The following is a 24,747-nucleotide window of genomic DNA, read 5'->3' as shown; positions in this document are numbered from 1 at the left end:
TATAGAGCAAGCCTGTCCAGACGAAATCACCGCCATTGACGTAGCAGCGCAAGGATACCAAACAAGGGCATGTTCGATTTGACCAAACGCTGGCCCCTCGGCCTTAATCGGAAAAACTGGCCAGACCAGTTGGCATGGCTTCTGCTTGCCCTGTTTGTTCTGGTGTTTGTCGATGTCTGGGTCTCCCAGTCGGCGCAGGCTTGGCCAGACGTCTGGCGCCAGCCCTTCGCCTTTATCACTGATTTTGGTCTTTCCGACTGGATCTTGCTGCCGACGCTGGTCGTCTTCATTGTCTCTATTGTTGCCCACAGAATCATGCGGACCGGCTTCTATAAGCGCGTGATCTGGGAAGTCGCCCTTGTTTCCAGTTTCGTGTTCGTGGGCGTTGGCCTGCCGGGCTTGGCCACGAATCTGCTCAAGCGGCTTTTCGGTCGGGCGCGCCCTGAACTCTTCGAACAGAACGGCGCTTTTTCGTTTCAGCACTTCCTCAACGACTGGACGTTTCAGAGCTTTCCGTCGGGCCACGCGGCCACAGCCATGGCGACAGCCTTTGTCATCGGCTTCATGGCCCCGCGCTTCTTCCGTCTGGTCCTGCTGATCTCCCTTGCCACAGGCCTGTCCCGCATCGTGATCGGCATGCACTATCCCACTGACGTGCTGGCGGGCTTCGCCATTGGTCTGGTGGGCGCCTTTGCTGTGCGCAATTTTTATGCCGCCAGACGCTGGCTTTTTGCGTTCCGGACCGACGGTTCGGTCCGGTTCAGGGGCGCGCCAAACATGCGCCGCGCATGGCATCGGCTTACTCACCGGGCGCGGGCGTAGCGCTCCAGAGCGGCACTCAGATCAGCTTTCAAATCCTCGATGCCTTCCAGGCCGATATGCGCCCGGAAGAGATTTCCTTCCTCGGACCAGGGCACGACGGTTCTCGCCTTGGTGATTCTCACCGGCAGGCAGAGGCTCTCATAACCACCCCAGGAAAAACCCATCGAAAAAACCTGCATCTGGTCGACAAAGGCGGCCACGGCAGCCTTGGGCGCAGGCTTCAAGACGAAACCGAATAGACTCCCCGAGCCGGTGAAATCGCGCTTCCAGAGGGCATGGTCTGGGTGGCTTGGCAGGGCAGGGTGCAGCACCTTCTCCACTTCATCCCTTGTTTCGAGCCAAGTGGCCATCGCAAGGGCGCGCTCCTGATGCTCCTTCATTCGGATTGCCAGTGTCCGTAGGCCACGGGCGACCTGAAATGCTTCGTCGCCGGAGGTGAAGTACCCCAATAGCGTTCTAATCCGCTCTACGTCCTCCCACGCCTCCTCGGTGGTAGAGATCGTGCCAGCAAAGGCATCCGAATGGCCGACAAACATCTTGGTGGCAGCATGCACCACGATGTCGGCCCCCAGCGAAAGCGGGCGGTGGTAGAGCGGGCTTGCCCAGCTGTTGTCGACGATGAGCCTTGCGCCGCCAGCGTGAGCGGCCGCCGCCAGCGCCGGGATGTCCTGGATTTCAAATGTCAGCGAGCCAGGGCTTTCAGCCAGGACGGCCCGCGTATTTGGGAGCAAGAGCGTCGAAAGGCCTGCACCGATGCGCGGATCATAGAAGCGGACGGATACGCCCATGTGTTCGAGAAATCCGTCGGCAAACTTGCGGCCTGGCTCATAAGCGCTGTCGGTGATCAACACATCGTCGCCGCTCTTGAGACAGGCCATTAGCGCGATCGTTATGGCAGCAAGGCCTGAGGGCACCAGTTTGGTCCGATATGCGCCTTCGAGTTCAGTGACAACGCGCTCTACCGATTCGGTCGTCGGATTGCCGGCGCGGCCATAAAGATAGGCCTGGGACTGTGCTTCTAGGTCGGCCAGGGTTTTGAACAGCACCGTAGAGCCGCGGTAAACCGGGGTGTTGATGAAGCCGAACTGTTTGTCCGGATTCCGTCCAGCATGGGTCAATACGGTTTCGATAGAGGGCGTCTCGGTTTGCCCCGACGATTTTTCAGTCATGTTCTGGTTGTGCTCAAAAACGGTTCACGTCCGGCGTCTGGCTAAAAAAGAGACAGAGTTGCTGCCCCAACGTGCCATCCGCCCTTGACGTTAGGAACAATAGAAGGTTGCATGCATAACAGCATCCAAACCGCACTCAAAGCGGTGGTGCTCTCGGGGCCGCGGGAACATAGGTCGGCCCCGAAAACACAGGGTCAGGAAACAAAAGGCAAAAATGCAAATGCAAAAAGCGCTCGTATCGATTGCAATCGCGGCCTCTCTGGGTCTCGGTACGACGGCCGTTCAGGCCGCAACTCTCGATGATGTGAAGGCCAAGGGTTATATCCAGTGCGGTGTCACTGGTGGTGTGCCAGGCTTCTCGGCCCCCGATGCCAACAACAACTGGACTGGTCTGGAAGTAGACTTCTGTCGTGCTGTGGCGGCTGCGGTCTTTGATGACGCGGATGCGGTTCGGTACACCCCGCTTACCTCGCAGGAGCGCTTTGCTGCTCTGTCGGCCGGTGAAATCGACATTCTGTCGCGTACCACCACCTGGACCATGAGCCGCGACACTGATCTCGGCATCATGTTCGCTGGCGTCATGTACTATGATGGTCAGGGCTTCATGGTTCGCAAGTCCGATGGCATTGAGTCCGCTCTGGATCTGTCCGGTGCGGCCATCTGTATTGAGTCCGGTACCACCACCGAGCTCAACGCCGCCGACTACTTCGAAACCAATGGCATGGACTACTCGCCTGTCGTCTTCACCGACCAGGACGAAGTCGTGAAGGCCTTCGAAGATGGCCGTTGCGACGTGTATACCACGGACTCCTCGGCGCTGGCCGCGGAACGTTCTAAGTTCGGTAACCCGGATGACTACGCTATCCTGCCGGAAATCATCTCCAAGGAGCCGCTCGGCCCGTCCGTCCGTCAGGGTGACGAGCAGTGGTTCTACATCAACCGTTGGACCTACTACGCGCTGCTCGAAGCTGAAGAACTGGGCGTGACCTCGGCCAATGTCGATGAAATGCTCGGCTCCGACAATCCGGCGGTCAAGCGCCTCCTGGGCGTCGAGGGTGATTTCGGTACCCCGATGGGTCTGACGGCCGACTGGGCCTACCGCATCATCAAGCATGTCGGTAACTACGGCGAATCCTATGCCAAGCATGTTGGTCCTGAGACCGACATTGGCCTGGAGCGTGGCCTGAACGCTCTGTGGACCGATGGCGGTCTGCAGTACTCCATGCCCATCCGCTAAGGCGAGAACAGTTCTGGCGCCCTCTCGGGGGCGCCAGTTCGTCGTGGGCAGATGCGACGCTTGGAATTCAATCGGGGGAAACCTGATCGCTGGGGCGGTCGGGCATTGGCGAGTCGTCCCTGGAATTGGCCCTGCCGTCGCCACACTGCCCCTGATAAGGGGACCCTCGCCTGATGGCCGTCCAGGATAATTTCGCGGAACCGCCGCGCACTGCTTTCTACAATGACCCGGTAATTCGAGGCATCATCTATCAGGTGGTCGTAGCCGCCCTGGTGATTGCCTTTCTGACCTGGATCGTTCTCAATACCGCCCAGAACCTCGCCGCGCAAAACAAGTCGACCGGCTTTGGTTTCCTGTTCGAGACCTCGGGCTTTGGGATCAGCTTCACCCTCATCCCGTTCGACCGATCGTCCTATTATTGGCAGGCCTTTGTGGTTGGTCTGCTCAACACTCTGCTGGTCGCGGTCATCGGCATTGTCTTTGCCACCATGCTCGGTTTCGTGCTCGGGATAGCGCGCCTGTCGTCGAACTGGCTGATTGCGCGCTTTGCAACTGTCTATGTCGAGATCATCCGCAACGTACCGCTGCTGCTGCAGCTTTTCTTCTGGTACTTCGCGGTTCTCAAGGCCATGCCCGCCGTGCGCCAGTCCTTTGAGTTGCCCCTCAGCATCTTTGTAAACCAGCGTGGCATCATCGTTCCACGGCCCCTCCCGGATGCAGAGATCTTCTGGGTAGCGGTCGCAGCGGCTTTGGCGCTCGTAGCCGCGATTGCCCTTGTCATCTGGGCGACCCGTGTTCGCACCAAGACGGGACATTACCCCAGGTCCGTTGCCCAAGGCTCCCGGATTGCTGGGTTGATCGTGACATTCGCGGTCGGCTTTCTCGCCATGAACCTCCTGGGCACCGTTGTTCCGGCCCTTTCCGTCAGTCCGATCATTTCATTGGTTGGCGCGCTGGTCCTTGCGGGCCTGAGCCTGACGCAATATGGCCATTACGGGCGCGCGTTCATCGGCTTCGCCCTTGGATGGGCGGCCGCGAACTTCCTGCTTGGCGGCATGTTCTCCTGGCTTCCGGAAGGCGTGATCGTTGTTGGGGCCATCCTGGTGGCTCTGGGTGTGGCATGGACCATGGTTTCGGCTGATCGCCGTCCTGCTGCCACGGAGGGCAAGCTCCCGCTGGCCCTGCCTATCCTGATCGTAATCGCTATTCCCGCCCTGATCTATTGGCTGACCGGCGCCACATTGGCTTTTGAAATTCCCGTCCTCGAACGGTTCAACTTTGCTGGTGGCCTGCAACTGGTGCCGGAAATGGTGGCCCTGGTTTTGGGCCTCACCGTCTACACTGCTGCCTTCATCGCCGAGAACGTCCGCAGTGGCATTCAGGCTGTTAGCAAGGGACAGACCGAAGCGGCATCATCACTTGGCTTGCGTGAAGGGGATCGGCTGCGGCTGGTTGTCGTTCCGCAGGCCATGCGCGTGATCATCCCCCCTCTGACGAGCCAATATCTCAACTTGACCAAGAACTCGTCTCTGGGTGCCGCTATCGGTTATCCCGAACTGGTCAATGTGTTCATGGGCACCACGCTCAATCAGACGGGCAAGGCCATTGAGGTGATTGCGATCACCATGCTGGTCTATCTGACGCTGTCATTGACCACGTCGGCCTTCATGAACTGGTACAATGCGCGCGTCGCGCTCGTGGAACGTTAGGAGGTCCACCATGTCATTCTCCTTCGTTCGGGAACAAATGGTTGATCCGGCGCCCGCGCCGGTGAATACCGCGGGACCGGTCGCATGGGCACGTCGCAACCTGTTTGCGACACCCAGCGACAGTCTTCTGACCATCCTGGCGGTCGTTCTTTTGATCTGGGCGATCCCGCCGATCTACAATTTTGTCTTCCCCAATTTTCTTGGAGGAGATGCCGTGCCGCCGGGTGGCACGGTCGAGGAATGCCGGGTCGAAACGGCCGGCGCATGTTGGGCCTACATCTATGCCCGCATGAGCTTTTTCATCTATGGCTTCTATCCGGCAGAAGAATACTGGCGACCAAACCTGGTTTTCGCCCTGGGAGCACTGCTGATCATTCCGCTGGCGATCCCGCGTGTGCCGTTCAAGCGGACCAACGCGATCCTGTTCTTCGTCGTCTACCCGGTGATCTGCTTCTACCTGCTCAATGGCGGTGTTTTGGGCCTGCGCCCAGTTCCGACCGAGCGGTGGGGTGGTCTCTTGGTTACCCTGATAATCTCGCTGGTCGGCATCATCTGCTCGATCCCGATTGGTATCCTTCTGGCTCTGGGACGGCAGTCCAAACTGCCGATCATCAAGACGCTGTGCATCATGTTCATTGAACTCTGGCGCGCAGTCCCCTTGATCACGGTGCTGTTCATGGCCTCGGTGATGCTGCCTTTGTTCATGCCTCAGGGCACGACAGTGGATAAGCTGCTGCGCGCGCTTGTCGGTGTCACCTTGTTCTCCTCGGCCTACCTGGCAGAGGTTGTGCGTGGTGGCCTCCAGGCATTGCCGCGGGGGCAATATGAGGCCGCATCCTCGCTGGGACTGAGCTACTGGAAATCCATGTGGTTCATCATCCTGCCGCAGGCGCTGAAACATGTCATTCCCGGCATCGTCAACAGCTTCATCGCGCTGTTCAAGGACACCTCGCTGGTTTCCATTGTCGGTATCTTTGACCTACTGAACACCGTACAGGCAGCCAGTTCCGACATCGACTGGTCATCTCCAACCCAGGCCATAACCGGCTATCTCTTCGCAGGCATGGTTTTCTGGGTCTTCTGTTTCGCCATGTCCCGTTACTCCATCTGGATGGAGCGGCGTCTGGACACTGGGCATAAAGGGTAACGTCAATGAGCGACATTTCCTCCAACAGCGCCGAAGAGCGTTCCACCAATACCAGCCGCATGACGGTGTCTGACACTGACGTCGCCATCGACGTTGTGGGCATGCACAAATGGTATGGCGACTTTCATGTGTTGCGCGACATCGATCTCAAGGTCATGCGCGGCGAGCGCATCGTCATCGCCGGTCCGTCGGGCTCTGGTAAGTCAACACTGATCCGCTGCGTGAACCGTCTTGAGGAGCACCAGCAGGGACAGATCATCGTCAATGGTGTTGAGCTCACTGCAGACCTCAAGCGCATTGATGAAGTGCGCCGTGAAGTTGGCATGGTGTTCCAGCACTTCAACCTGTTCCCTCACCTGACCATTCTGCAGAACCTGACCCTTGCCCCGATCTGGGTTCGCGGCATACCGCAGGCCGAAGCCGAGAAGACGGCCATGCACTATCTGGAGCGGGTCAAGATCCCCGAACAGGCCCACAAATATCCAGGACAGCTTTCAGGCGGTCAGCAACAGCGCGTGGCTATTGCCCGCTCGCTCTGCATGCAGCCCAAGATCATGCTGTTCGACGAGCCCACTTCGGCACTCGACCCCGAAATGGTCAAGGAAGTGCTCGAGGTCATGATCAGCTTGGCCGAAGAAGGCATGACGATGATCTGCGTGACCCACGAAATGGGCTTCGCACGTCAGGTCGCCAACAGGGTGATCTTCATGGATCAAGGGCAGATCATCGAGCAGAACGATCCGGAGAACTTCTTCTCCAATCCGCAACACGAGCGCACCCAGCTCTTCCTCAGCCAGATCCTTCACTAGACCAAGCTGCGGTTAACCAAAAAGACGGGGGTCAGGCCCGGGTGCAGCTTGACCCCTTATCTGTGCCGTCCAATATGGGCCGTGGGAAGCTGAAAGCCGGGCTTTGTGATCAAGCTGTTCAAGCCATTTCTGATTTTGGTCGTCATGGCGGCGTCAATGGTTGCGGCACTGCCGGCCACTGGCCAGACTTTGGATGCGGTTCGGGCACGCGGCTTTCTGATTTGTGGCTCGAGCAACCCACTTGCGGGCTTTTCCCAGCAGGACATTGACGGTCGCTGGTCCGGCTTCGATGTGGATTTATGCCGGGCCCTGGCCGCGGCAATATTCGGCAATCCGGACCTGATTGAGTTTCGCTCCTACCGTGGAGAAGCGCGCTTTGCGCCGCTTGAAACTGGGGCGGTCGATGTGTTCATGCGCAACGGCGCATGGACCATGGGGCGCGACATACGTTATGGCGCGCGCTACGTTGTCCCGGCGTTCTTTGATGGTCAGGGATTTCTCGTACCCAACGCGATGGGTGTCGTCTCCGCCTATGAGCTGGACGATGTCAGTATCTGCGTCGCCGACAGCTATGGCGAAGTGGAAACGCTTGACGAGTTTTTCTTCCTCAATCAGACCAGCTATCGCGCTGTCGCCTATGAGGAAATCGCCGATTTGGCGACGGCCTACCGGAGCGGGTTGTGCCAGGCCATCTCTGCATCGGGCCGGCAATTGCAGGCCATTCGCCGCGAACTGACCGAGCCGGCGCAGCATCGTGTGCTGCCCGAACGGATCTCCAAGGAGGTCCTGGGGCCCGTCGTTCGCGATCAGGACGATCAGTGGTTCCAGATCGTGCGCTGGTCCATATTTTCCCTGATCCAGGCGGAAGAGGTTGGCGTCACCAGCCTGAATATCGATTCCCTCTCAGCCGCCCGTACGCCCGCCGTCCGGCGCGTTCTCGGTGTCGAGGGCGACTACGGCGCCGCCTTGGACTTGCGCCCGACCTTTATGGCTGATGCCATTAGGGCCGTCGGCAACTACTCGGAACTCTACGACCGCCACTTTGGACCTCAGACTGGCGCCGCAATGCTGCGCGGTCAGAATGCGCTGTGGGCCAACGGCGGTCTGCTCTATGCGCCGCCTATACGCTGAAACGTGGCGATCAGGCGAATAGCAGGCTGACTCGGCGGTTCTGCTTGCCCTTCTTTTCGATCTTGCCCAGCTTTACCCTGCCAATTTCGGCGGTCCCCATCACGTGCGTACCGCCGCACGGTTGCAGGTCCACGTCGCCAATTCGGACCGGCCGGACCTTGCCTTGTCCCATGGGCGGCTTGACCTTCATTGTCTTGACCAGATCTGCTTTGGCTTCCATCTCTGCGTCGGTAATCCACTCCGTGCCGACCGCGTGGTCAGCGTCGATCATGGCGTTGAGTTGCGCCTCGAGCGCTGTTAGGTCGTCCGGCACTTCGGGCATGTCAAAGTCGAGCCGGCCCTTGTCTTCGCCTATCGATCCGCCTGTTACGGGAAACGGAAAGACAACGGACAACAGGTGCAGCGCCGTATGCATTCGCATCAGGCGATGCCGCCGGTCCCAATTGATCTCAGCCACCAGCGGTTCGCCAGGCTCGGGCAGGACAGCACCATCAATCGGCATGTGCACGATTCGAGATTTGTCGCCTTCGGGATGAATGGCCGTTGCCACGCCGATCCGGCTCCCGTCCTGCCTGACGAGGTGACCATTATCGCCAGGCTGTCCGCCAGAGGTCGCATAGAAAACAGTTCGGTCCAGGATAATGCCGCCATCCGCGGCGATCTCCAGGACTTGCGCTGACGCCGATTGCAGATAGCTGTCTTCACGGAACAGAAATTCGGTCATCAAAGATCTCACAAAACCGGGGAGAGTAGGCGGGCCGCCTGTGTGGCGAGGTATAGCGCCCAAGGACGGCTTTCCACTTCGGCGCGTCCCACTTGGCGACAGACTTCGAAATCCTGCAACAGCATGGCTTCGACATTTGAAATGGTCGCCGTATCGGTGAACCACAAGGTGATTTCGAAATTGATCGCAAAGGAGCGGTTGTCGAAATTGACACTGCCTATGGTCGCCATCTCATCATCCATCAGCACCACTTTCTGGTGCAGGAAACCATCGGTGTAGCGATAAACATCGATGTCGTGCTGCACCATGGAATCGGCATGGGCCATGCTGGCCAGCCAGACCAGCACATGGTCCGGATTATCCGGTAGCATGATCCGGACGTCGACGCCGCGAAGTCGGGCTGCAAACAATGCTGTGCGAATATCCGTATCCGGCACGAAATAGGGACTGACGATCCACAGCCGCTTCCGGGCTCGGCCAATCAGGTCGGTGAAGGCAATTGCGCATTCTTCGAGCTTGTCGGCGGGCCCGCTTCCCATCACGAGCACGGATTGATCGCCAAAGCTCGTCAGTTCCATTGGCGGCCGGTTCGGCAGCCTTTCCCCGGTGGCCCATTCCCAGTCTTCACGGAACAGCAGGGCACACCCAAGCGCCGCAGGGCCGGACACCCTGACATGCGTGTCGCGCCAATGGCCCAGCTTTGGGTCTTCCCCCAGATACTCCACCCCCACATTGTGTCCCCCCACCCAGGCATGTTTGCCGTCGGCAACGACAATTTTTCGGTGGTTGCGGTAGTTTATCCGTGTCGCACCGAACAGCCGTAGAAACCTGTGCCGGCGATTGAAGCTGGAAATCTTGATGCCCGCCTCGCGCAACTCGTGCCGATAGCGTTTGGGCATGCCGGTGCTGCCCACATCATCGTAGAGCACGCAGATCGAAACGCCTTGCCTGGCTTTGGCAATCAGCCGCTCAGCCAGTTCCTGGCCGAGCCGGTCATCGCGGATGATGTAGAACTGTACAAGGAGATACTCCTTGGCCGCATCTATGCCGGCAAATATCGAGCTGAAGGTCGCCTGTCCGTCGACAAGCAACTCGACGTCGTTGCCTTTGAGGAAAGGCAGTTCGGAGACATTGACCTGTACGGGCCACTTCGCGTCGGTTTCCCCGTCCACCAGTGCGAGATCGCGCGCCCTCAAGGGACGGTTGGCGCGACCATTCTGCATGCGATCGGTCGCGTAATCGTCAAAGAACTTCCAGCCGAAGACCAAATAGAGCAGCACGGTGGGGACCGGCAGAAGCAGCAGTGACAGCAGCCAGGCGATCGACCCCTGCGAGGTGCGCGAATTGAGGATTTCCCGCACGCCGCAGACGATGGCCAGAAGATAGATGGCGCCCATGATCAGCGCCACCAAATGCAGGTCGGCAACGATGGCGCGAAGAATGTCGTCTATTCCGAACACATTGGCCTACAAGCATGAGTGGAGTGGTACTCTATCAGGCAAGTCGGCGGCGGCAATCAGCAACGGAGAAATCTGGCTATCAGCCTGGCGCTGAGGCCATCAGGCGGGATCGGGCTCCATCACGCTCGAAATGTCGATAGGGGCCCGATCTTCCATCCAGGGCGGAACCGGCAGATTCTTTTTGCGCAGGAACTCTGGATTGAAAATCTTGCTGGCATAGCGGTTGCCGTAGTCGCATAGCACGGTCACGATGGTCTTGCCCGGCCCGAGATCGCGCGCCATGCGCACCGCCCCCGCAATGTTGATCGCGCTCGATCCGCCTAGGCACAATCCCTCATGCTCGAGCAGGTCATAAACATAGGGCAGGGCTTCGGCGTCGGAAATGCGATAAGGCATATCCACCGTCAGGCCTTCCAGATTGGCAGTGATGCGGCCCTGGCCAATACCTTCGGTGATGGAATCGCCCGACGACTTCAGCTCACCATGGGCGAAATACTCATAAAGTGCGGCGCCCTCCGGATCGGCTAGACCAATCTTCACATCGGCATTACGTGCGCGCAGCGCCTCGGCGACCCCGGCCAGCGTGCCGCCCGAGCCAACCGCGCAGATGAATCCATCAATGCGCCCATTGGTCTGTTGCCAGATTTCCGGGCCCGTCGTTTCAACATGGGCCCGGCGGTTGGAAACGTTGTCGAACTGGTTGGCCCAGACCGCGCCATTGGGCAACTCGGCATTGAGCTTTTCGGCCAGCCGACCAGAGACCTTGATGTAATTGTTCGGGTTCCGGTACGGCTTGGCTGGGACCTCGATCAATTCAGCGCCATAAAGCCGCAGCGCGTCTTTTTTTTCTTGGCTCTGGGTCTCGGGAATAACGATCACGGATTTGAAGCCGAGCGAGTTGGCCACCAGCGTCAGGCCAATGCCCGTATTTCCAGCGGTGCCCTCGACAATGGTGCCACCGGGTTTGAGTCTCCCGGACTTAACCGCATCATGGATGATGAACAGAGCCGCACGATCCTTGACCGACTGGCCGGGATTGAGGAACTCCGCCTTGCCCCAGATCTCGCAACCCGTAAGCGTTGAAACTCGGTTGAGGCGGATCAGCGGCGTATTGCCGATAGCGGAGATGAGGTCTTCGTGCTTGGCCATGGGTCTATTTTCTGGGAAGGAACAGGCACTTATCGTAGGGTGGCGATCATGTCGCGGCAAGCGCCAAGCGGAGCAATCGGCAGTGCTTTTCCTCGATTGGCAAACGCGCGCAAGCCCCGCTCAGTACACTGCACCACACGAGCATAGATTTGCGTTGTTTCACCCGTCTGCGGAGAGTGCACCAAATGCGTCGAGCGCGCGTCGGCGGGTTTCCTTCAAATCTACCAGCGCCCGAGGATACTCCTGACCCAATTGGATGCCAGCCTGCATGAGCACCTCATCAGGCGCCCCGCTTGGATCGTGGATGAACTTGTCGGGTAATTGCGCCACCTCGGGCACCCAATTTCGGACATAGTCGCCATTCGGGTCGAAACGTTGTCCCTGCGTTGCAGGATTGAAGATGCGAAAATAGGGGGCGGCATCCAGACCGCTCCCCGCTACCCACTGCCAACTGGCCGGATTGTTGGCGTCGTCGGCATCCACCAGGCAATCCCAGAACCAGTTCTCGCCCTGGCGCCAGTCAATCAGCAGATTTTTGGTCAGGAAGGAGGCCACCAGCATGCGGACCCGATTATGCATATAGCCGGTTTCCCAAAGTTCCCGCATGCCGGCGTCAATAATCGGAATGCCTGTCTGGCCTGCCTGCCAGGCCTTAAGCTGCGCGGGCGCATGGCGCCATTTCAGGTCCCGATATTTCTCCTGCATCGGCACACTGGCAATATCGTCGCGATGAAAAAGCTGGTGATAGCTGAAGTCGCGCCAGGTCAGTTCCGACAGGAATTTATCAACGGCCGCCGATTGGTCCGGATGAGCGTGGGCAAACGCCTTCGCAGAGTGCCATATCTGCCTGGCGCTGATTTCGCCAAACCGCAAATGCGGAGACAGGCGCGAAGTCGCATCCCGGGCCGGGAAGTCCCGACCACCGGGATAGTCATGAACATGGTGCTTCAGGAACGCTTCCAGAGCATCCTGTGCTGCGGCCTCCCCAATGGTCCAGTGAGCCGATAATTTTTCAGCCCATCTTGGCTGCCGGTACCCGTTGTCAGTTTCGGAGCGGCGTCGCCCCTTGTCATGTAGCTGTGGTCGCTTGAGTGGGGGTGCGATATGGCGCTCCTTCAGCGCTTTCCAGAATGGGGTGAACACTGAATAGGGCTTGCCTTGTCCTGTCTCGATTTCCCAAGGCTCAAGCAGCACATTGCCGGCATGGGATGAGACCGAAATTCCAGCGCCACGAAGAGAACTCTTGATTCCCGCATCGATGTCCCGTTGCCCGGGAGCATAGCGTCGGTTCCAATGCACCGCCTCGGCGCCGATTTCGTGGCAGAGTTTGTCAACGACAGAGCCGGCCAGCCCACTCTCCACGCGGAGTTCTACCCCGATGTCGTCCAGACTTTGGGCAAGCGAGCATAGACTTTCATGCAGCCACCACCGTGCCGCCGCTCCCGGCGCGCGAGTGTTCTCGTTGGTCTCATGAACAAAAAGCGCAACGACCCTGTCGCCGGATTGGCAGGCCGCCAACAAAGCCGGGTTGTCAGAGACGCGCAAATCATTGCGCAGCCAGACCAGATGAGTAGCCACAGAACACCTCTTAGCGTGCCAACATTACGCGCGGCACGCCAGCTTGGTTCAGTGCTACTCCATCAGTTCAGCCAGTTCCTCGAGCGCGGCACTCCAGGCTTCCATGGAAAAAATGCGCGTCTGCGCATCGGCGTGGGGTAGCCCGCGCTCGGTCAGGGTGATGCGAGTGCTGTCATCGGCGATAGCTTGAAATTCGACGTCGAGCACGAAGATCAGTTCGCTCTCTTCATCCTCGTCCTTGTGTATCCAGGAAAGCACCAGCCGCTTGTCCTCCACAAAAGTGAGGACCTCGCCGCTGACTTCATGGTCTTCTTCGTCTTCATCCTCGGCGAAGGTCACAAAGCGGTAATGGCCGCCCTCAAAAGCATCGAAATCGGCCTCGTCGGCTTCCCATTGCTCGATCAGCGCTGGATCTGTCCATGCTGCGAACACATCTGAAACATGTGCGGCGATGGTGCGGGTCAGCGTGATCTGGCTTTCGCCATCGGCTTCCATGCCATTGCTCATTTGGACGTCCTTTCAGGATGCAGTTCGGCCGTGTTCGGCAGCAGAACCGTCAAAATACCAAGTGCAGGCAGGAACGCGCAAATCTGGAACACGGCAATCATGCCGATCCAGTCCGCCATCGCCCCCATGGCGGCCGCGCCCAATGCGCCGATACCAAAGGCGAAGCCGAACACGAAACCCGCAACCATGCCGACTTTTCCCGGCACCAGTTCCTGGGCATAGACCACCATGGCCGAAAATGCCGAAGACAGGATCAGGCCCACGAGGATGCTCATGGCACAGGTCCAGAACAGGTCGAGATAGGGCAGGGCAAGGGTGAAGGGCAGGGCGCCCAGGATCGAAACCCAAATCACGGCCAGCCGGCCATAGCGGTCGCCAACCGGACCACCAATAAAAGTGCCAGCGGCCACGGCGCCGAGGAAAGCGAACAGGTAGAATTGCGCTTCCTGTGCTGATAGGGCGAATTTCTCAATGAGAAAGAAGGCGTAGTAGCTCTTCAGGCCCTCAATGTAGATGAACTTACTCAGCAGCAGTGCCCCAATGACCGCGAAAGCGACCATCAGGCGCTCTCGTGATAATGCCGGCTTCCGCACCGGAAGGACCGGACGGGTTGCAGACTGGCGCTGATGATCGACAAACCAGCGCCCCACATGGGCCATGAGCAACAGGCCGAGCGCTGCAACGATCAAGAACCAGAAAACGCTGCCTTGGCCCATTGGCAGCAGGATGAGGGCCGCGGCCAGCGGGCCGAGCGCCGTGCCGGCATTGCCCCCAACCTGGAAAAGCGACTGCGCAAATCCGAGCCGCCCGCCCGAAGCCATGCGCGCCACCCGCGATGCCTCGGGATGAAATAGAGCCGAGCCAGTCCCAAGCACCACGGCGGCGAAGAACAGCAGCCAGAAGCCGTTCGCTGCTGCCAGCATTGCGACCCCGGCCGCAACGATGGCCATGGAGAGGGCCAGCCAATAGGGTTTGGGCTTGAGGTCGCCGGAAAGTCCGAAGGCCGGCTGCAATAGACAGGCGGTGATCTGCTGCCCCAATGTAAGCAGGCCGATCTGCAGGTAGCTAAGGCCATAGCTTTCTTTGAGCAGAGGATAGAGGGCCGGCAGCAGGAACTGCAGCAAGTCATTGAGAAAATGGGCGCCGCTAACAGCAAGAATGATGGTCAGGGCCGTGCGCTGGGCGTTGGGCGCCGGTGCCGCAGTAATGGTGGTCATGGGATATCGCTGGACAGTCAATTACCCAGCCGTCCTAAGACAGCCGGTGCGCAAGAGCAATCGCTCGCGAACACTATTAGATGAATTGAGGAAATTGGCTCCGCGAGTAGGACTCGAACCTACGACCCAGCGATTAACAGTCGCTTGCTCTACCAACTGAGCTATCGCGGAACACTTCTTGCAACGCCGCATTGGCGAAGCGAGGTCCGTGTACCCAAACCGATCCGGTTTGCCAAGTCCCAAATGTCATCTCATGTGAATAAGTTGTCAGAGTGATGACTGTCGGCAGCGCCGTGCGAGCGCCACCAGATCGGCTGGGGTATTGAGGTTGGCGAAGGGATTGTCGCTGTGGCTGTCTCCCCAATCGACCTTTGCAGCTTCTAACTGTGCCAGCAGCGCCTTGGGGCTGTTGATCGCCTCGTTATTGGATATCTGCTCGGGCAGGTCACGCAGAGCAGAAAGGGACCATGCGGCATTGGTGGGATAGGCATTGCCGCGCCAGAATGCCTGCGCGGCCGCCGCTCCACTAGTGATCGGTCCCACCAGTCGAGGAATGAAATCGTCTGGAATGAAGGGAGTGTCGACGGCCACAGACAACAGAATTGCGTCCGCGGGAGCGCGTTCCCGCAGATAAGCCACCGCCGCCACGATACCGGCCAAGGGGCCGCCGAGCGGGCCGTCGAGATCGGGGAGGGCAGTTCCCGCCGCGCTCGCCGCTGCTGGTCCGGGGCCGGTCGAGATCAGGAGATTGGCCTGCTCGATGGGTAGCCTTCTGACCACCCGCCCCAACAGGGTTTGGCCGTCCAGGCGAATCTCTGCTTTGCGGACCTGCCCCAGCCTGCTTCCCGCCCCCCCTGACAGGACAACCGCATAAACGTTCACTTTGCGGTCCTTTGACGCAGGAGCAGCAGCAGGCAAATGCCGCCCACCAGGCCCCAGAATGGCGCTCCGACACCGGCTACCGTGATGCCGGAGGCCGTGGTGATGAACGTCAGGATTGCGGGCAATCGGACGTCCTCAATCGCGAGCGCTCCGGCAAGGGCCGATGCCAGACTGGAAAACAGGGCAAGACCTGCCACGGCCTGGATGAGCAATGGCGGTACCGCTGCAATGAAGGCCGCCGCCAGCCCCGCCGCAAGCCCAAGCAGGATATAGGTAAATCCGGCGGCGACCGGCGCTGGCCAGCGCTTGTCCGGATCACTGTGAGCTTCCGGGCCCGCACAGATCGGCGCCGTGATGGCGGCCATATTGCTGGTGATGCCACCAAAGAAGGCGGACGCTATGCTGGCGGCGCCGGTCAGGGCGAATAGCGGCGCGGGTCTCACCGTATAGCCATTGGCCCGCATTACGGCGATGCCGGGCAGGTTCTGCGAGGCCATGGTCACCACGTACAGCGGCAGAGCAATGCGGATGGTCGAATCGAGCGTAAATGTAGGCAGCACCAGAGTCAGGGCTGGCCAGGCATTGCCGAAAGTGCCGCTCGGTAGGTCCGTGGTGCTGGCCAGAACGAGGCCCGCGGTCACCACCGCTAATGGAACGGCGTAGCGCCGCGCGAAGCGGAGGCTCACGGCCCAGACAACAATGATTGGCAGTGCCTGCCACGGCATCTCGGCTACGGCATTCAGCGGCGCAAGGCACAAGGTGAGAAGCATCCCCGCCAGCATGGCATTGGCGATGGGGGCGGGAATGGCGGCTACGGCTCTTGCCAGGGGGGCGATGAGCCCCGTCAGGATGACCAGCGCCGCGCAGACCACAAAGGCGCCCGCGACCGCGGAGAAACCACCGACAGGTTCCCCCACTGTAAGAAGGAAGGCGGCGCCCGGCGTACTCCAGGCAAAACTGACAGGAATGCGCACTCGCCACGCCACAGCGATATTGAGAATGCCGATCGCAATACAGATCGAAAAAAGTCCAGATCCTGCTTGTTGGGGCGAGGCGCCTGCCGCCGTCAACGCGGCCAGGATGAGTGTGAACGTGCTGGCATAGCCAACAATGGCGGCGAGCAATCCTGCCAGGACTGGTTGGGCAAACTCCGTGCGGGCTGCCGACGGCGCACTGATGGTCATGACGAATCTCAGGTTCAGGACCCGCGGAAGCTAACCGCCTGCCGCGTTTCGCGCCACCCGCCGCACGGATCATTCCAATTTGCTGAGAATGGAGGCCGCGTCCGGAATCGAACCGGAGTACACGGATTTGCAATCCGCTGCGTAACCACTCCGCCACGCGGCCTCTGGCCCGCCTTTTCAGGGGTTTAGCCCCAACTGTCAAGACGGCCTTTGCACACACTATCCGCTGTGTGTGCAAAACTGGTTCACTGGCTGTTCCCGGCCCGGCGCTTGAACACCCGAACGCTCGTCTTGCGCATCTCGGCGCCGCGGCTGTAGCGCTTGCCCATCCCTTCGGACATGTCGCCCAGCATGTCGGCCACTTCGCGGTCGGTAAAACCCGATTCGCGCAGTTCACTGGCGAAGGTCACTCGCAAGCCATGCAGGGTCAGATCGCTGGAGCCGGGCAGGGCGGACTTAAAAGCGTCCGATGCTTTGAAGTCCTGCCACGCCTTGCGCATGGCATTCTCAGTTGGATAGGCCTTGCCGAGGCTGTTCCGGCAGATCGGCGCATTGCTCGCTGGCTGCACCGTGCCGTCACCCGCCTTCATTGCGTCGAGCAAGCTCCGCAATTCGGCCGGCACGCCAATGGCAATCTCCCCCACCTTATCGCCGTTCTTCTGCGGCCGGAACGCCAGAACCTTTCCCATGTCGGGATCGGGGCGGTAATTTTCCCATGTCAGCCGCGCTATGTCCTGGCCCCTCAATCCGCAGTGTCGTGCAATAGCCAGAACGGCACGTAGATGGGCAGGGCTGATCGCGTAGGCCTTTGACCACTCATCCTCTGTCCATCGGCGGTTAGCGTCCTTGTTGGCCTTGTAGAGCCTTCTGACGCCTTTGGCGGGGTTGTCCTTCATCAGCCCCGCCTCGAGCGCATCGCGGAACACGGCAGATATGACGGCGATGACGAAATCAGAGAACTTGTCGCCTTTTAGCTCGGCAGCCAAGTCGCGCATCTCCACCACATCGGCGGTTTCAATGTCGGCGGCGCTGTAGTCATAGGCGCGATCGAGAAACAGGAGCACCTTGGCGTAGTCGGACTGGGTGCGAGGCTTGAGCGCTTTGAAGGACCGGCCTTCGCGCCAACGCTCTGCCAGGGCGCCGAATGTGCCGGCGGCATACTCGCGTCGTCGCTTGCGCTCAGCAGTGGAATAGGCGTGAAGGAAGTCCGGGCCGGCCATCATAGCGTCAAGCTGCTCGCGCTCGCACTTCGCGGATAGCAGGAGCTTGCCGGTGGCGCGCAGGGACACGTACCAGGTGCCCGCCTTGTTGCGGCGGATATTAAGCCCTTTCAGTTTCACGCGCGGCACGCCAAGTTGCTCCCATACCCTGCCGTTGCGGCGGGCGGGGATTGTCAAGGGACATCAGCCATTCGTCCAGCCGGACGCGCAGATAGCGACGGCCGTGCTTCGAGCTGGTGATAACTACGGGGGTAACCGGGCAGGTGGCCGTGAATGTGTCGACGGAGAGCCCACAATAGGCGGCCGCCATTTGCTGGTTCATCGCGGCCGGCCAATCCGGCAATTGTGCTGGCGATAGGCCCTTAGTCATGCGAGTGTTCCCCCATGACCCCCGAAGAAGCCGACGATCGCATCATCAAGTCCCGTCAGATGCTCCACAAGTACGCAGCCATGATCGATGGCGGGACAATCCCACATGTGGACACGCTGAACCTGTGGAGCCAGGAGATTGATGTCCTGCTGGATATCTCCACTGATCATCCCGGCAAGGCCGACAAGATCGCATCCCTCATAGGCCAATGGCGGGATCTGATAGGGAAGATCAGGACGGTGCATTGAGCCGGTCATTCATTGCTCCCTGATAGGGCTTGGCGGATCATGTCCTGAACATCGTTGTCTGGAACGCATTCAATGCCGGGGCCGTCCCGGAGGGCCTCCAACGCCTTCCGCAGCTCGTCCCGTTCAGCCTCGGCGGCTTCGACATAGCGCCGTGCGGGTTCGGCCCCGTTCCAGTTGCCAGGTTCACCTTTCCCACCGCTCAACACTTGGTAGATTTCATAGATGGTGCTGTTTGCGGTGCGGGTCTCGCTGGCGTGGCCTTGCGCTTCGAGTTTGAGCCTGTCGGCCAATTCGGTAAGGCGCTTGACTTCGGCTTCGGCGGTTTTCCAAACAGCGATCTGCTCTTTGACTGCCTCGTCAGGATCGCAGGGCCTGCCATTACCTTGACACCCGTCAAAGTCTGCGCAATCCCGGCACATTGGCCCGTCGCCAATAATCGCCAACCTCAGGTCGCGGAAGTCGCGCCAGTTCTTGTTGGCACGCTCATTGGCCTTGTCTAGTTCGGCAAGGCGGTCAACAGCATCCAATCCCGATCGATATGCACCGGCTTGCGCCTCATCCCTCTCCCCCCTCAGTTCTGCAATGAGGGATTGGGCTTGGTCGGCCAGCACCATGCCGTGAATGCAATGGCGGCTCTTGTCGATACGAACGGCAGTGACACGACCGGCCAAAACTTCGGCATAGGCCGAGACCTCCAACCCATCGGGCGCGGGCTTCTCTGTCTCAGTCGGGGCAGTGGCAGAGAGGTATGCGCGGATGGCGGTGCGCAGCATGAGTTTGCACGTGGGCTCGACCGATGCGCGCCACGCCGCCTCTGCCGCATCAAGGCCCTTTTCATTAATGATAGGGTGTTTCTGGGGCATGGTCAGAAATCCAGTGATAGGGTGTGATCCATAGCGCCCATGCCGCACTTGGTGCAGACCTGTTCGCCGCCAGTGCCGTCCTCAAATTCGCGCCAGCCTTGGAAGTCGTGTTCGCAGGCCGGAGGCTTCGGTTTTACGTGGACAAACACATGGCTCAGGTCGAGCGGCTTCGGAGCTTCGCCAGTCATATCGAGGATAGCCTTTACGGTGTCTCGGGTGCCCATTTCACTCTCCTGCCTTGGTGAGTGCGGCGGTAGGAAGCGAGGTGTAGAGTGGAATGGTCGCTGTTCGCGTCTTGATGGGTTCCACCGATGCAGCGCCGTTGATCTGCCCGCTCATGAGATAGTCGAGACCCTTCTGGCTGACATACCCAACCGCCTCCACCCTCACCCCCGGCTGGGTGGGGATTGAAGCGGCGCGGCGGGCAGCGTGGGCACCCTCCAGCATTTCAGGGTCGCTTAATCGGGTGTCGTGAGTAATGCCATAAGCGGGCAGAACATCCTCGCGGACCCACGACAGTATCGCCTCCACCTGCCACTCTCCCGGCTCCGGGGAAGTGCGGGAGGCCCGTTCTAGCCAAGCGGTGCAAGCTGCCTGTTCGGCAAGAATGTCATAGCTTGCACTGCGACCCGAACCAGTCCACCAGTCGAAAAACTCTTTCCGTTCTGTCTTATCGTTCATTGTTCTGTTCCTGCATGGCTGTGAGAAGGGCGTTCAAGAGAGCGGCTATAATGGCCAGCGCTGCGCTGCTGTACTGGTAGCCGCTGACACCCCTCCTGTTTTGTGAAGGGTCGCGCCCATGGTAGAACGCCAGTTCACACCCCCAAGGGTCGCCCGCATGGCGGGAGTTTTGGGAAAGGTCCGCAACAACCCATTCGGGCAAGCACCGCTCCACAAGGGCAAGGGCGGCGTCGATGGATGCGGTGTAAGATGGTGGGCCATTGGGGCGATCAAACTTCCCGTCATTCCATTTGAAATTGTGACTTACGTGCGGCTGATACGTCCATCCGCCCAGCGTGGTGCCGATTGCAATATCCAACTCCCGATCCGGCCCCGTCGCTGCCTTCACCCGCTCTATCAGCCCCTCCAAGGACTGTGCATTTGGTGTGGTCATTGGGAAATGTCCTGGAAGTAGCCAACGCGTTTCTTCAGGGGGCGGGAGGCAGTGCGCTGGGCTGGCGCCTTGGCAAACCCAGCAGAGCGCATTGACGGGGCCTTGCGGATGCCGAGGTGCTTCTTCCGGACACGGTCGCTCTTGGCCTTCTGCTGGCGATCCTCGCGGGTCTTGCCCTTGTGTGGTTCCTTCAGTGCCAGGCGGATGTTGCTTTCCCTGTTGCCGTGGCCTTCGCCAGTCCAGAGAGCAATTGCGATGACATGCTCATAGTCATAGGCATCAATGCCGGGCGTGATCTTCCGGCCGGTGAGATAGCAGCGGCCACCTTCCCGGTCCCAGATGCGCAGCTTGACCCTGTCAGGGATCTTGCTGTCGGCGGTCTTGCCGATCCATTCGGCGACTGATCGGGCCATCAGCGATGCCCCCATTGCCAGTCTTCAGGCCGCCCAGCCCTGTTCCAAGCAGCGGTTTCCCGGAAGTCTGCCCACGTCGTTGCGAACGCATATTGGCCTGCCCATGGCAGTAGCGCGAGCTCCCACCCGTTCGGCATCACGCGACACGGCGTCCAAATATAGACCAGGTAGCAGAGCGCGCAGAACAGCCACAGGCACACGTCCTTGGTGAGCGTCACGAGGTCACCCACGATCCACCTCCTCTTGCCCCAAGGCAGTGAGGTGAAATCTCGGGCCGTCGTCCGTTTCCTCGACGCGCAGCAGCCCAGCCCGTTCCATCCGTCGCAGGGCCTTATGACCGGCCTTCGGGATGCTGGTGTCAGTCCCTGGGCAAACGCTTCCGCCTGATGCCGATATCAGGGCCAGTAGGCGGTGTTCTTCGGGGGTGAGGCGTCTCATGCGTGCCTTCTCAATACGTCCCGCAATTGAGCGAGGCAGATGTCAGAGCTTGACCATTTTGGCTGTATCAGCCGCTCCAGAACCGTGATGGCATCGGCCGTGCGGCCTTGGTACAGGTCCGTCAGCGCCTCGCGGACAAGCTCGATGAACTCGTCGTCATCATGCAGGGTAAGATCGCGCCGCTGGCATTCTCTGCGCAGGTCGCCATCATCAATGCTGTCGAGAACGTCTGCGGCATCGATATCGACATCAACGTCGACGTCTACCTGGACGCATCGAGTGACGGTCACGGAAACCATTACGCTGCCTTCCTTTCCCCAGCCCGGTTAGAAGGCGCAGTAACAACAGTCTCTATCCATCCCTTGCCGGAACGGGTGCGGACTACTTCAATGGTGCGCCAGTTGCCTTGATCGTCGCAGGTGGCCTTGGTTTCGATGATGCCGGTCATTTGGCAGCCTCGTGCTCTAGGCCAAGCCTCTCAGCGACGATGGGGTGTTGTTCCAGCAGCCATGCCTTGTCATAAGCATCTTCAAGCTGATGTTGAAACCACATGAACTCTTCGCCCCAGCATCCAGTCATTTCGGCGTAGGCGATCCCGGCAGCGCGGCACTCGACATGCTGGTGCCCGCTATAGAAGTCGCCGAAGTAGCTGCCGATTTCGTATTCTGCTGGAGTGCCGACCTCGATCCACTTGCCGCACTGCTCGCAGACATGGCGCTTGCGGGTGGCCTTGATGGTACGGTGGTTGTGAAAGTCGTCCATTAGAACGGCTCCCAGACCGGATACCCATGCCGGCACCAGAAGGCAGCAACGAGCATCAGCAGAAACCAGGCAGTGCAGACGGCAACTTCCAAAGTCGGGCTCATGCCGCACCGCCTTCCACGGCAGCGCGCGCCGCTTCATCCTTCGCTCTCTCCCGTTCATCCATCATGGCTCGATAGCCAGCGGGATCATCGAGGAAGAGATCGACGTCGGATTCAGCCACACCCCAACCGATGGCCAACTTGCGCTGAGTTTCGCGCCAGGACGTGTTGTCTGCGGCTTGTGTCTTGGCGATCTGGGCAAGCTCGGCTTCATGGCGCCTGCGCTTGCTGCCTGGACGATAGTCCGGCCCATATGCACCGATAGGGACTTCAACGAAGCCTCGTCCTTGTCTGGCCATGGTCAGTCCTCTGTCTTGGCGGCCGGAAGCCGCTGGATGTCGTTGAGGGTGAGGCGGAGCTCGTCGACGGCGCAGATCGTTTCGCGCGAAAGCAAGCCGCCATTGCCGCCCTGTCCCATCATGCCGCTGTCGTCGAACGTCACTCGGTCAACGACAGCCTTGGCGCGCTCCAGCAGAGTGTTCTGAAGTTTCACAGGGATATGCGGCACTGAATAAATCGGCGGGCCGGTTCTTAGCCAAACCCACCGCCCAGGAGGGGGAAGGGGTTAGGCGGCGGCGCGCTGGCGGTTTGCCTGCTCGTGCTGCTGCGCCTGTTCGGCGTTAGCCAATTCGAAGCGCGGATACTCCTTGCCGTCGTCATCGACCACGACCAGCTTGTGCAGGCTCAGAAGGCCGCCAAGCGTCCAGTCGCAACCCTCGCCCTCTTTGCCCTCCTTGAAAGGACCGGCGCTGGTAAAGCGGCCAATGCAACTGAAGCCCAAGGAGCGCTCGACCACCTCAAACGGGTTCCCGGTCGCGCGCATCAGATCCGCAGCAGACTGCACCGTCGAGCAGATGGGGCAGACGAAGGCAAAGTGCTCATGGCTGGTCACGCCCTGCGCCTTCAGTGCCTCGTGAAATTCTTTGATCGTCAGCTTCTGCATCTCGAAATCTCCTGATCCTTCATCGTCCCTCCCCACTGCGGAGGAGGGCTGGGAAGGGTCCCTAAGCGAGCTCAGCAATGACTTCCTCGGGGCTGATGCAAATGCGATCAGCGAGGAGTGCCATCAGTTCGGGTTCTTCGCCGTCCTGTGTGAGGATCAGGGTCCGCTTGCCGGCGCCTGCCATCCATCCGAGCTCTAAGTGAGCGCTACGGCCGCTTGGCAGAACGAGAAGGCAAGTGTCTGCCCAGCGCATGGCAGCAAAGTCCGCATTGAAGCCCTGGGCGGCGCGCGGATGGGTCAGAAGGGCAGTGCGATACTGCTCGGCGGTGCAGCTCCTTGCATCGAGGCCGATCTGGCTCCAGGAGAAGCCGGTAGAGTGCGGCGGGTTGCGGAAGTCGTAGACCTCATGGCCCTTCATCCGCAGCAGTTCTACCAGGCCCGGCTGGTATGGATTGCGCCAGCTGCTCGCCAAATAAATCCGTCTCTTCGTCATTCAACCCATCCCTCTAGAGGCATTGCCTCGGTGATCTGATGGGGAGAGAGTTGCACAACATGCAACCTTGGTCAACAGGAAAGTTGCAACAGATGCAACCTGTGGTAGTTTGGGGGCTGCAATGGTGCAAAAAGAAACCCCGCCGGTGCGGGCTGGATCGTGAGCGAAAAACCCGCATAGTGTCTCCTGGGCAAGGGGGCACGCATGATCGAGGGGATTACCTTCAAGTTTGAAGGCGGCGATGCGGACAAGCATGTCATTGAAGCGCGCTACTACGGGGCGGCGCTTATTGGTCTCGACAAGGCGGTCAACGATGCGCTGCTACAGATCGACCGCCGGCGGAAACCGAAGCGCGGCGAAAGGTTCGGGCTCTACATCGTGGCGAAGCCGCCCGTGGCCGGGTCTGTCGAAACGCCAAACGAGTTGCGCGAAATCGGCTGGGCCTTGCCGTTGGTCCAAGAGTTCATCTTGGTCCACGGCCGCGCCTACATCGAGCAGTTCCTTGCGTGGCTTCTCAAGTGGCATGGGGGTCGGCGCGCCGAGGCGATGGAGCACATGGACAAGATGATCGAGATGCTCAAGGAGGCCAACCGGCATGCCGAGGCAGAGAACACCGCTTGGCGCGAGACGATGCTTGCCCTGGTCGACAAACTAAAGCCCGCTGCTCAGGACATGGTGGCGCCGGTGGGTCGAAGCGCAGGAACACTTTCTATAGGAATCGAAGGCAAACCATCGGTCGTGGTCGATGAGCCGATGGCAGATGCGATTCGGTCGAAGGATGAAGTTGAGGTGCTCGACATGGAAGAGATGACATTTCGGATCGACGGGGTTTCGCTGCACAACCGCCAGCTCAAAGTCGAGTTTGCAGATAGCCCCGGCAAGTATTTCGCGGCTGATGTCCGCGACCCCGCTTTCGAGGTTGAGGGTAACCCCTATATGGACGCGTTCGTGAAGAGCCAGACCGTGACTGTCCAGGCTAAGCGGGCGCTGAAAAAAGGCGAGTTGTACCGGCTCTACGTGATGAACTTCCTCAAAGCCGCCTGATCAGCCCCTCACC

At 59.7% G+C, this 24,747-nt stretch carries 30 protein-coding genes and 2 tRNA genes; 8 read left to right on the top strand and 24 right to left on the bottom strand.

What is annotated here, in order from left to right; all coding sequences use genetic code 11:
• The first annotated feature begins 69 nt into the window (after positions 1-69).
• Positions 70-822 carry a phosphatase PAP2 family protein gene (locus ACE4RL_RS13445; RefSeq protein WP_375597630.1) on the top strand — a complete coding sequence of 251 codons (753 nt, stop codon included), beginning with the start codon at positions 70-72 and terminating at the stop codon, positions 820-822.
• Here the strand turns inward: ACE4RL_RS13445 and metC are convergent.
• Entirely contained in the window at positions 804-1,991 is a 1,188-nt protein-coding gene (gene metC, locus ACE4RL_RS13440) for a cystathionine beta-lyase (RefSeq protein ID WP_375597629.1), read from the bottom strand. The two genes, ACE4RL_RS13445 and metC, sit on opposite strands and share 19 nt — an antisense overlap.
• Before the next feature lie 220 nt (positions 1,992-2,211).
• Between metC and ACE4RL_RS13435 the strand changes: the two genes are divergently transcribed.
• The 5 genes from ACE4RL_RS13435 (at position 2,212) to ACE4RL_RS13415 (ending at position 8,024) form a co-directional block, all read left to right on the top strand.
• Complete coding sequence (locus ACE4RL_RS13435) at positions 2,212-3,228, top strand: amino acid ABC transporter substrate-binding protein (RefSeq protein ID WP_375600283.1); 1,017 nt, start codon at positions 2,212-2,214, stop codon at positions 3,226-3,228.
• Positions 3,229-3,401: 173 nt separating this feature from the next.
• Positions 3,402-4,937, top strand: coding sequence for an amino acid ABC transporter permease (locus ACE4RL_RS13430; protein WP_375597628.1), 1,536 nt, complete (start codon positions 3,402-3,404; stop codon positions 4,935-4,937).
• A gap of 10 nt (positions 4,938-4,947) precedes the next feature.
• Positions 4,948-6,084, top strand: a complete 1,137-nt coding sequence (locus tag ACE4RL_RS13425; protein ID WP_375597627.1) for an amino acid ABC transporter permease — start codon at positions 4,948-4,950, stop codon at positions 6,082-6,084.
• Positions 6,085-6,089: 5 nt separating this feature from the next.
• Positions 6,090-6,893, top strand: coding sequence for an amino acid ABC transporter ATP-binding protein (locus tag ACE4RL_RS13420; protein WP_375597626.1), 804 nt, complete (start codon positions 6,090-6,092; stop codon positions 6,891-6,893).
• A gap of 105 nt (positions 6,894-6,998) precedes the next feature.
• Entirely contained in the window at positions 6,999-8,024 is a 1,026-nt protein-coding gene (locus ACE4RL_RS13415) for a transporter substrate-binding domain-containing protein (protein WP_375597625.1), read from the top strand.
• Positions 8,025-8,034: 10 nt separating this feature from the next.
• On the opposite strand, the gene ACE4RL_RS13410 is transcribed toward ACE4RL_RS13415, so the two are convergent.
• The 11 genes from ACE4RL_RS13410 to ACE4RL_RS13360 form a co-directional block, all read right to left on the bottom strand.
• Positions 8,035-8,748 carry an alanyl-tRNA editing protein gene (locus ACE4RL_RS13410; RefSeq protein WP_375597624.1) on the bottom strand — a complete coding sequence of 238 codons (714 nt, stop codon included), beginning with the start codon at positions 8,746-8,748 and terminating at the stop codon, positions 8,035-8,037.
• Between the two features lie 8 nt (positions 8,749-8,756).
• Positions 8,757-10,208, bottom strand: coding sequence for a cardiolipin synthase (cls, locus tag ACE4RL_RS13405; RefSeq protein ID WP_375597623.1), 1,452 nt, complete (start codon positions 10,206-10,208; stop codon positions 8,757-8,759).
• A gap of 99 nt (positions 10,209-10,307) precedes the next feature.
• The gene (locus ACE4RL_RS13400) at positions 10,308-11,357 is read right to left on the bottom strand and encodes a cysteine synthase A (protein ID WP_375597622.1); all 1,050 of its coding nucleotides are present in this window, start codon (positions 11,355-11,357) and stop codon (positions 10,308-10,310) included.
• Between the two features lie 159 nt (positions 11,358-11,516).
• Positions 11,517-12,935, bottom strand: coding sequence for a cryptochrome/photolyase family protein (locus ACE4RL_RS13395; protein WP_375597621.1), 1,419 nt, complete (start codon positions 12,933-12,935; stop codon positions 11,517-11,519).
• A 54-nt stretch (positions 12,936-12,989) separates the two neighbouring features.
• Positions 12,990-13,442, bottom strand: a complete 453-nt coding sequence (locus ACE4RL_RS13390) for an SRPBCC domain-containing protein (protein WP_375597620.1) — start codon at positions 13,440-13,442, stop codon at positions 12,990-12,992.
• Positions 13,439-14,659, bottom strand: coding sequence for an MFS transporter (locus tag ACE4RL_RS13385; protein WP_375597619.1), 1,221 nt, complete (start codon positions 14,657-14,659; stop codon positions 13,439-13,441). The genes ACE4RL_RS13390 and ACE4RL_RS13385 overlap by 4 nt, the downstream gene beginning before the upstream one ends.
• A 95-nt stretch (positions 14,660-14,754) precedes the next feature.
• A tRNA-Asn gene (locus ACE4RL_RS13380) sits at positions 14,755-14,830 on the bottom strand.
• A gap of 96 nt (positions 14,831-14,926) precedes the next feature.
• Positions 14,927-15,541 (bottom strand): molybdenum cofactor guanylyltransferase, encoded by a 615-nt coding sequence (locus tag ACE4RL_RS13375; protein WP_375597618.1) that lies wholly within the window; start codon positions 15,539-15,541, stop codon positions 14,927-14,929.
• Positions 15,538-16,725, bottom strand: a complete 1,188-nt coding sequence (locus ACE4RL_RS13370; protein WP_375597617.1) for a benzoate/H(+) symporter BenE family transporter — start codon at positions 16,723-16,725, stop codon at positions 15,538-15,540. Before ACE4RL_RS13370 ends, ACE4RL_RS13375 begins: the two co-directional genes overlap by 4 nt.
• Positions 16,726-16,814: 89 nt before the next feature.
• Positions 16,815-16,888 (bottom strand) — tRNA-Cys (locus ACE4RL_RS13365).
• 82 nt (positions 16,889-16,970) lie between these two features.
• Complete coding sequence (locus tag ACE4RL_RS13360; protein ID WP_375597616.1) at positions 16,971-18,074, bottom strand: tyrosine-type recombinase/integrase; 1,104 nt, start codon at positions 18,072-18,074, stop codon at positions 16,971-16,973.
• 255 nt (positions 18,075-18,329) lie between these two features.
• On the opposite strand from ACE4RL_RS13360, the gene ACE4RL_RS13355 reads away from it, so the two are divergent.
• A complete protein-coding gene (locus tag ACE4RL_RS13355; protein WP_375597615.1) occupies positions 18,330-18,563 on the top strand; it encodes a hypothetical protein in 234 nt (77 codons plus the stop codon).
• Between the two features lie 5 nt (positions 18,564-18,568).
• On the opposite strand, the gene ACE4RL_RS13350 is transcribed toward ACE4RL_RS13355, so the two are convergent.
• From ACE4RL_RS13350 to ACE4RL_RS13295, 12 genes are all read right to left on the bottom strand, one after another.
• A complete protein-coding gene (locus tag ACE4RL_RS13350) occupies positions 18,569-19,177 on the bottom strand; it encodes a hypothetical protein (protein WP_375597614.1) in 609 nt (202 codons plus the stop codon).
• A 251-nt stretch (positions 19,178-19,428) separates the two neighbouring features.
• Positions 19,429-19,650: a hypothetical protein gene (locus ACE4RL_RS13345; RefSeq protein WP_375597613.1), complete on the bottom strand. Its 222-nt coding sequence runs from the start codon at positions 19,648-19,650 to the stop codon at positions 19,429-19,431.
• A 1-nt stretch (position 19,651) separates the two neighbouring features.
• Positions 19,652-20,107, bottom strand: a complete 456-nt coding sequence (locus ACE4RL_RS13340; RefSeq protein ID WP_375597612.1) for a hypothetical protein — start codon at positions 20,105-20,107, stop codon at positions 19,652-19,654.
• Entirely contained in the window at positions 20,097-20,540 is a 444-nt protein-coding gene (locus ACE4RL_RS13335; RefSeq protein ID WP_375597611.1) for a hypothetical protein, read from the bottom strand. Before ACE4RL_RS13335 ends, ACE4RL_RS13340 begins: the two co-directional genes overlap by 11 nt.
• On the bottom strand, positions 20,537-20,953 hold the full coding sequence (locus ACE4RL_RS13330) for an HNH endonuclease (RefSeq protein ID WP_375597610.1): 417 nt from the start codon (positions 20,951-20,953) through the stop codon (positions 20,537-20,539). The genes ACE4RL_RS13335 and ACE4RL_RS13330 overlap by 4 nt, the downstream gene beginning before the upstream one ends.
• A 434-nt stretch (positions 20,954-21,387) precedes the next feature.
• Positions 21,388-21,690 (bottom strand): hypothetical protein, encoded by a 303-nt coding sequence (locus ACE4RL_RS13325; RefSeq protein ID WP_375597609.1) that lies wholly within the window; start codon positions 21,688-21,690, stop codon positions 21,388-21,390.
• Positions 21,690-21,839, bottom strand: coding sequence for a hypothetical protein (locus tag ACE4RL_RS13320; protein ID WP_375597608.1), 150 nt, complete (start codon positions 21,837-21,839; stop codon positions 21,690-21,692). Before ACE4RL_RS13320 ends, ACE4RL_RS13325 begins: the two co-directional genes overlap by 1 nt.
• Complete coding sequence (locus tag ACE4RL_RS13315) at positions 21,836-22,153, bottom strand: hypothetical protein (protein WP_375597607.1); 318 nt, start codon at positions 22,151-22,153, stop codon at positions 21,836-21,838. The genes ACE4RL_RS13320 and ACE4RL_RS13315 overlap by 4 nt, the downstream gene beginning before the upstream one ends.
• Positions 22,154-22,253: 100 nt before the next feature.
• Positions 22,254-22,553, bottom strand: a complete 300-nt coding sequence (locus ACE4RL_RS13310; RefSeq protein ID WP_375597606.1) for a hypothetical protein — start codon at positions 22,551-22,553, stop codon at positions 22,254-22,256.
• Positions 22,554-22,555: 2 nt separating this feature from the next.
• Entirely contained in the window at positions 22,556-22,747 is a 192-nt protein-coding gene (locus tag ACE4RL_RS13305) for a hypothetical protein (protein ID WP_375597605.1), read from the bottom strand.
• Positions 22,748-22,819: 72 nt separating this feature from the next.
• Positions 22,820-23,197, bottom strand: coding sequence for a VVA0879 family protein (locus tag ACE4RL_RS13300; protein WP_375597604.1), 378 nt, complete (start codon positions 23,195-23,197; stop codon positions 22,820-22,822).
• Between the two features lie 61 nt (positions 23,198-23,258).
• The gene (locus ACE4RL_RS13295) at positions 23,259-23,690 is read right to left on the bottom strand and encodes a hypothetical protein (protein ID WP_375597603.1); all 432 of its coding nucleotides are present in this window, start codon (positions 23,688-23,690) and stop codon (positions 23,259-23,261) included.
• Positions 23,691-23,894: 204 nt separating this feature from the next.
• Here ACE4RL_RS13295 and ACE4RL_RS13290 point away from each other — a divergent pair, with 204 nt between their 5' ends.
• Positions 23,895-24,734, top strand: a complete 840-nt coding sequence (locus ACE4RL_RS13290; protein ID WP_375597602.1) for a hypothetical protein — start codon at positions 23,895-23,897, stop codon at positions 24,732-24,734.
• The last annotated feature ends 13 nt before the right edge of the window (positions 24,735-24,747 follow it).

The sequence above is a fragment of the Devosia polycyclovorans genome (assembly GCF_042181575.1).
Taxonomy (GTDB): domain Bacteria; phylum Pseudomonadota; class Alphaproteobacteria; order Rhizobiales; family Devosiaceae; genus Devosia; species Devosia polycyclovorans.
The sequence above is the reverse complement of the archived record's forward strand: the minus strand, read 5'-3'. Positions and strand labels throughout refer to the sequence as shown.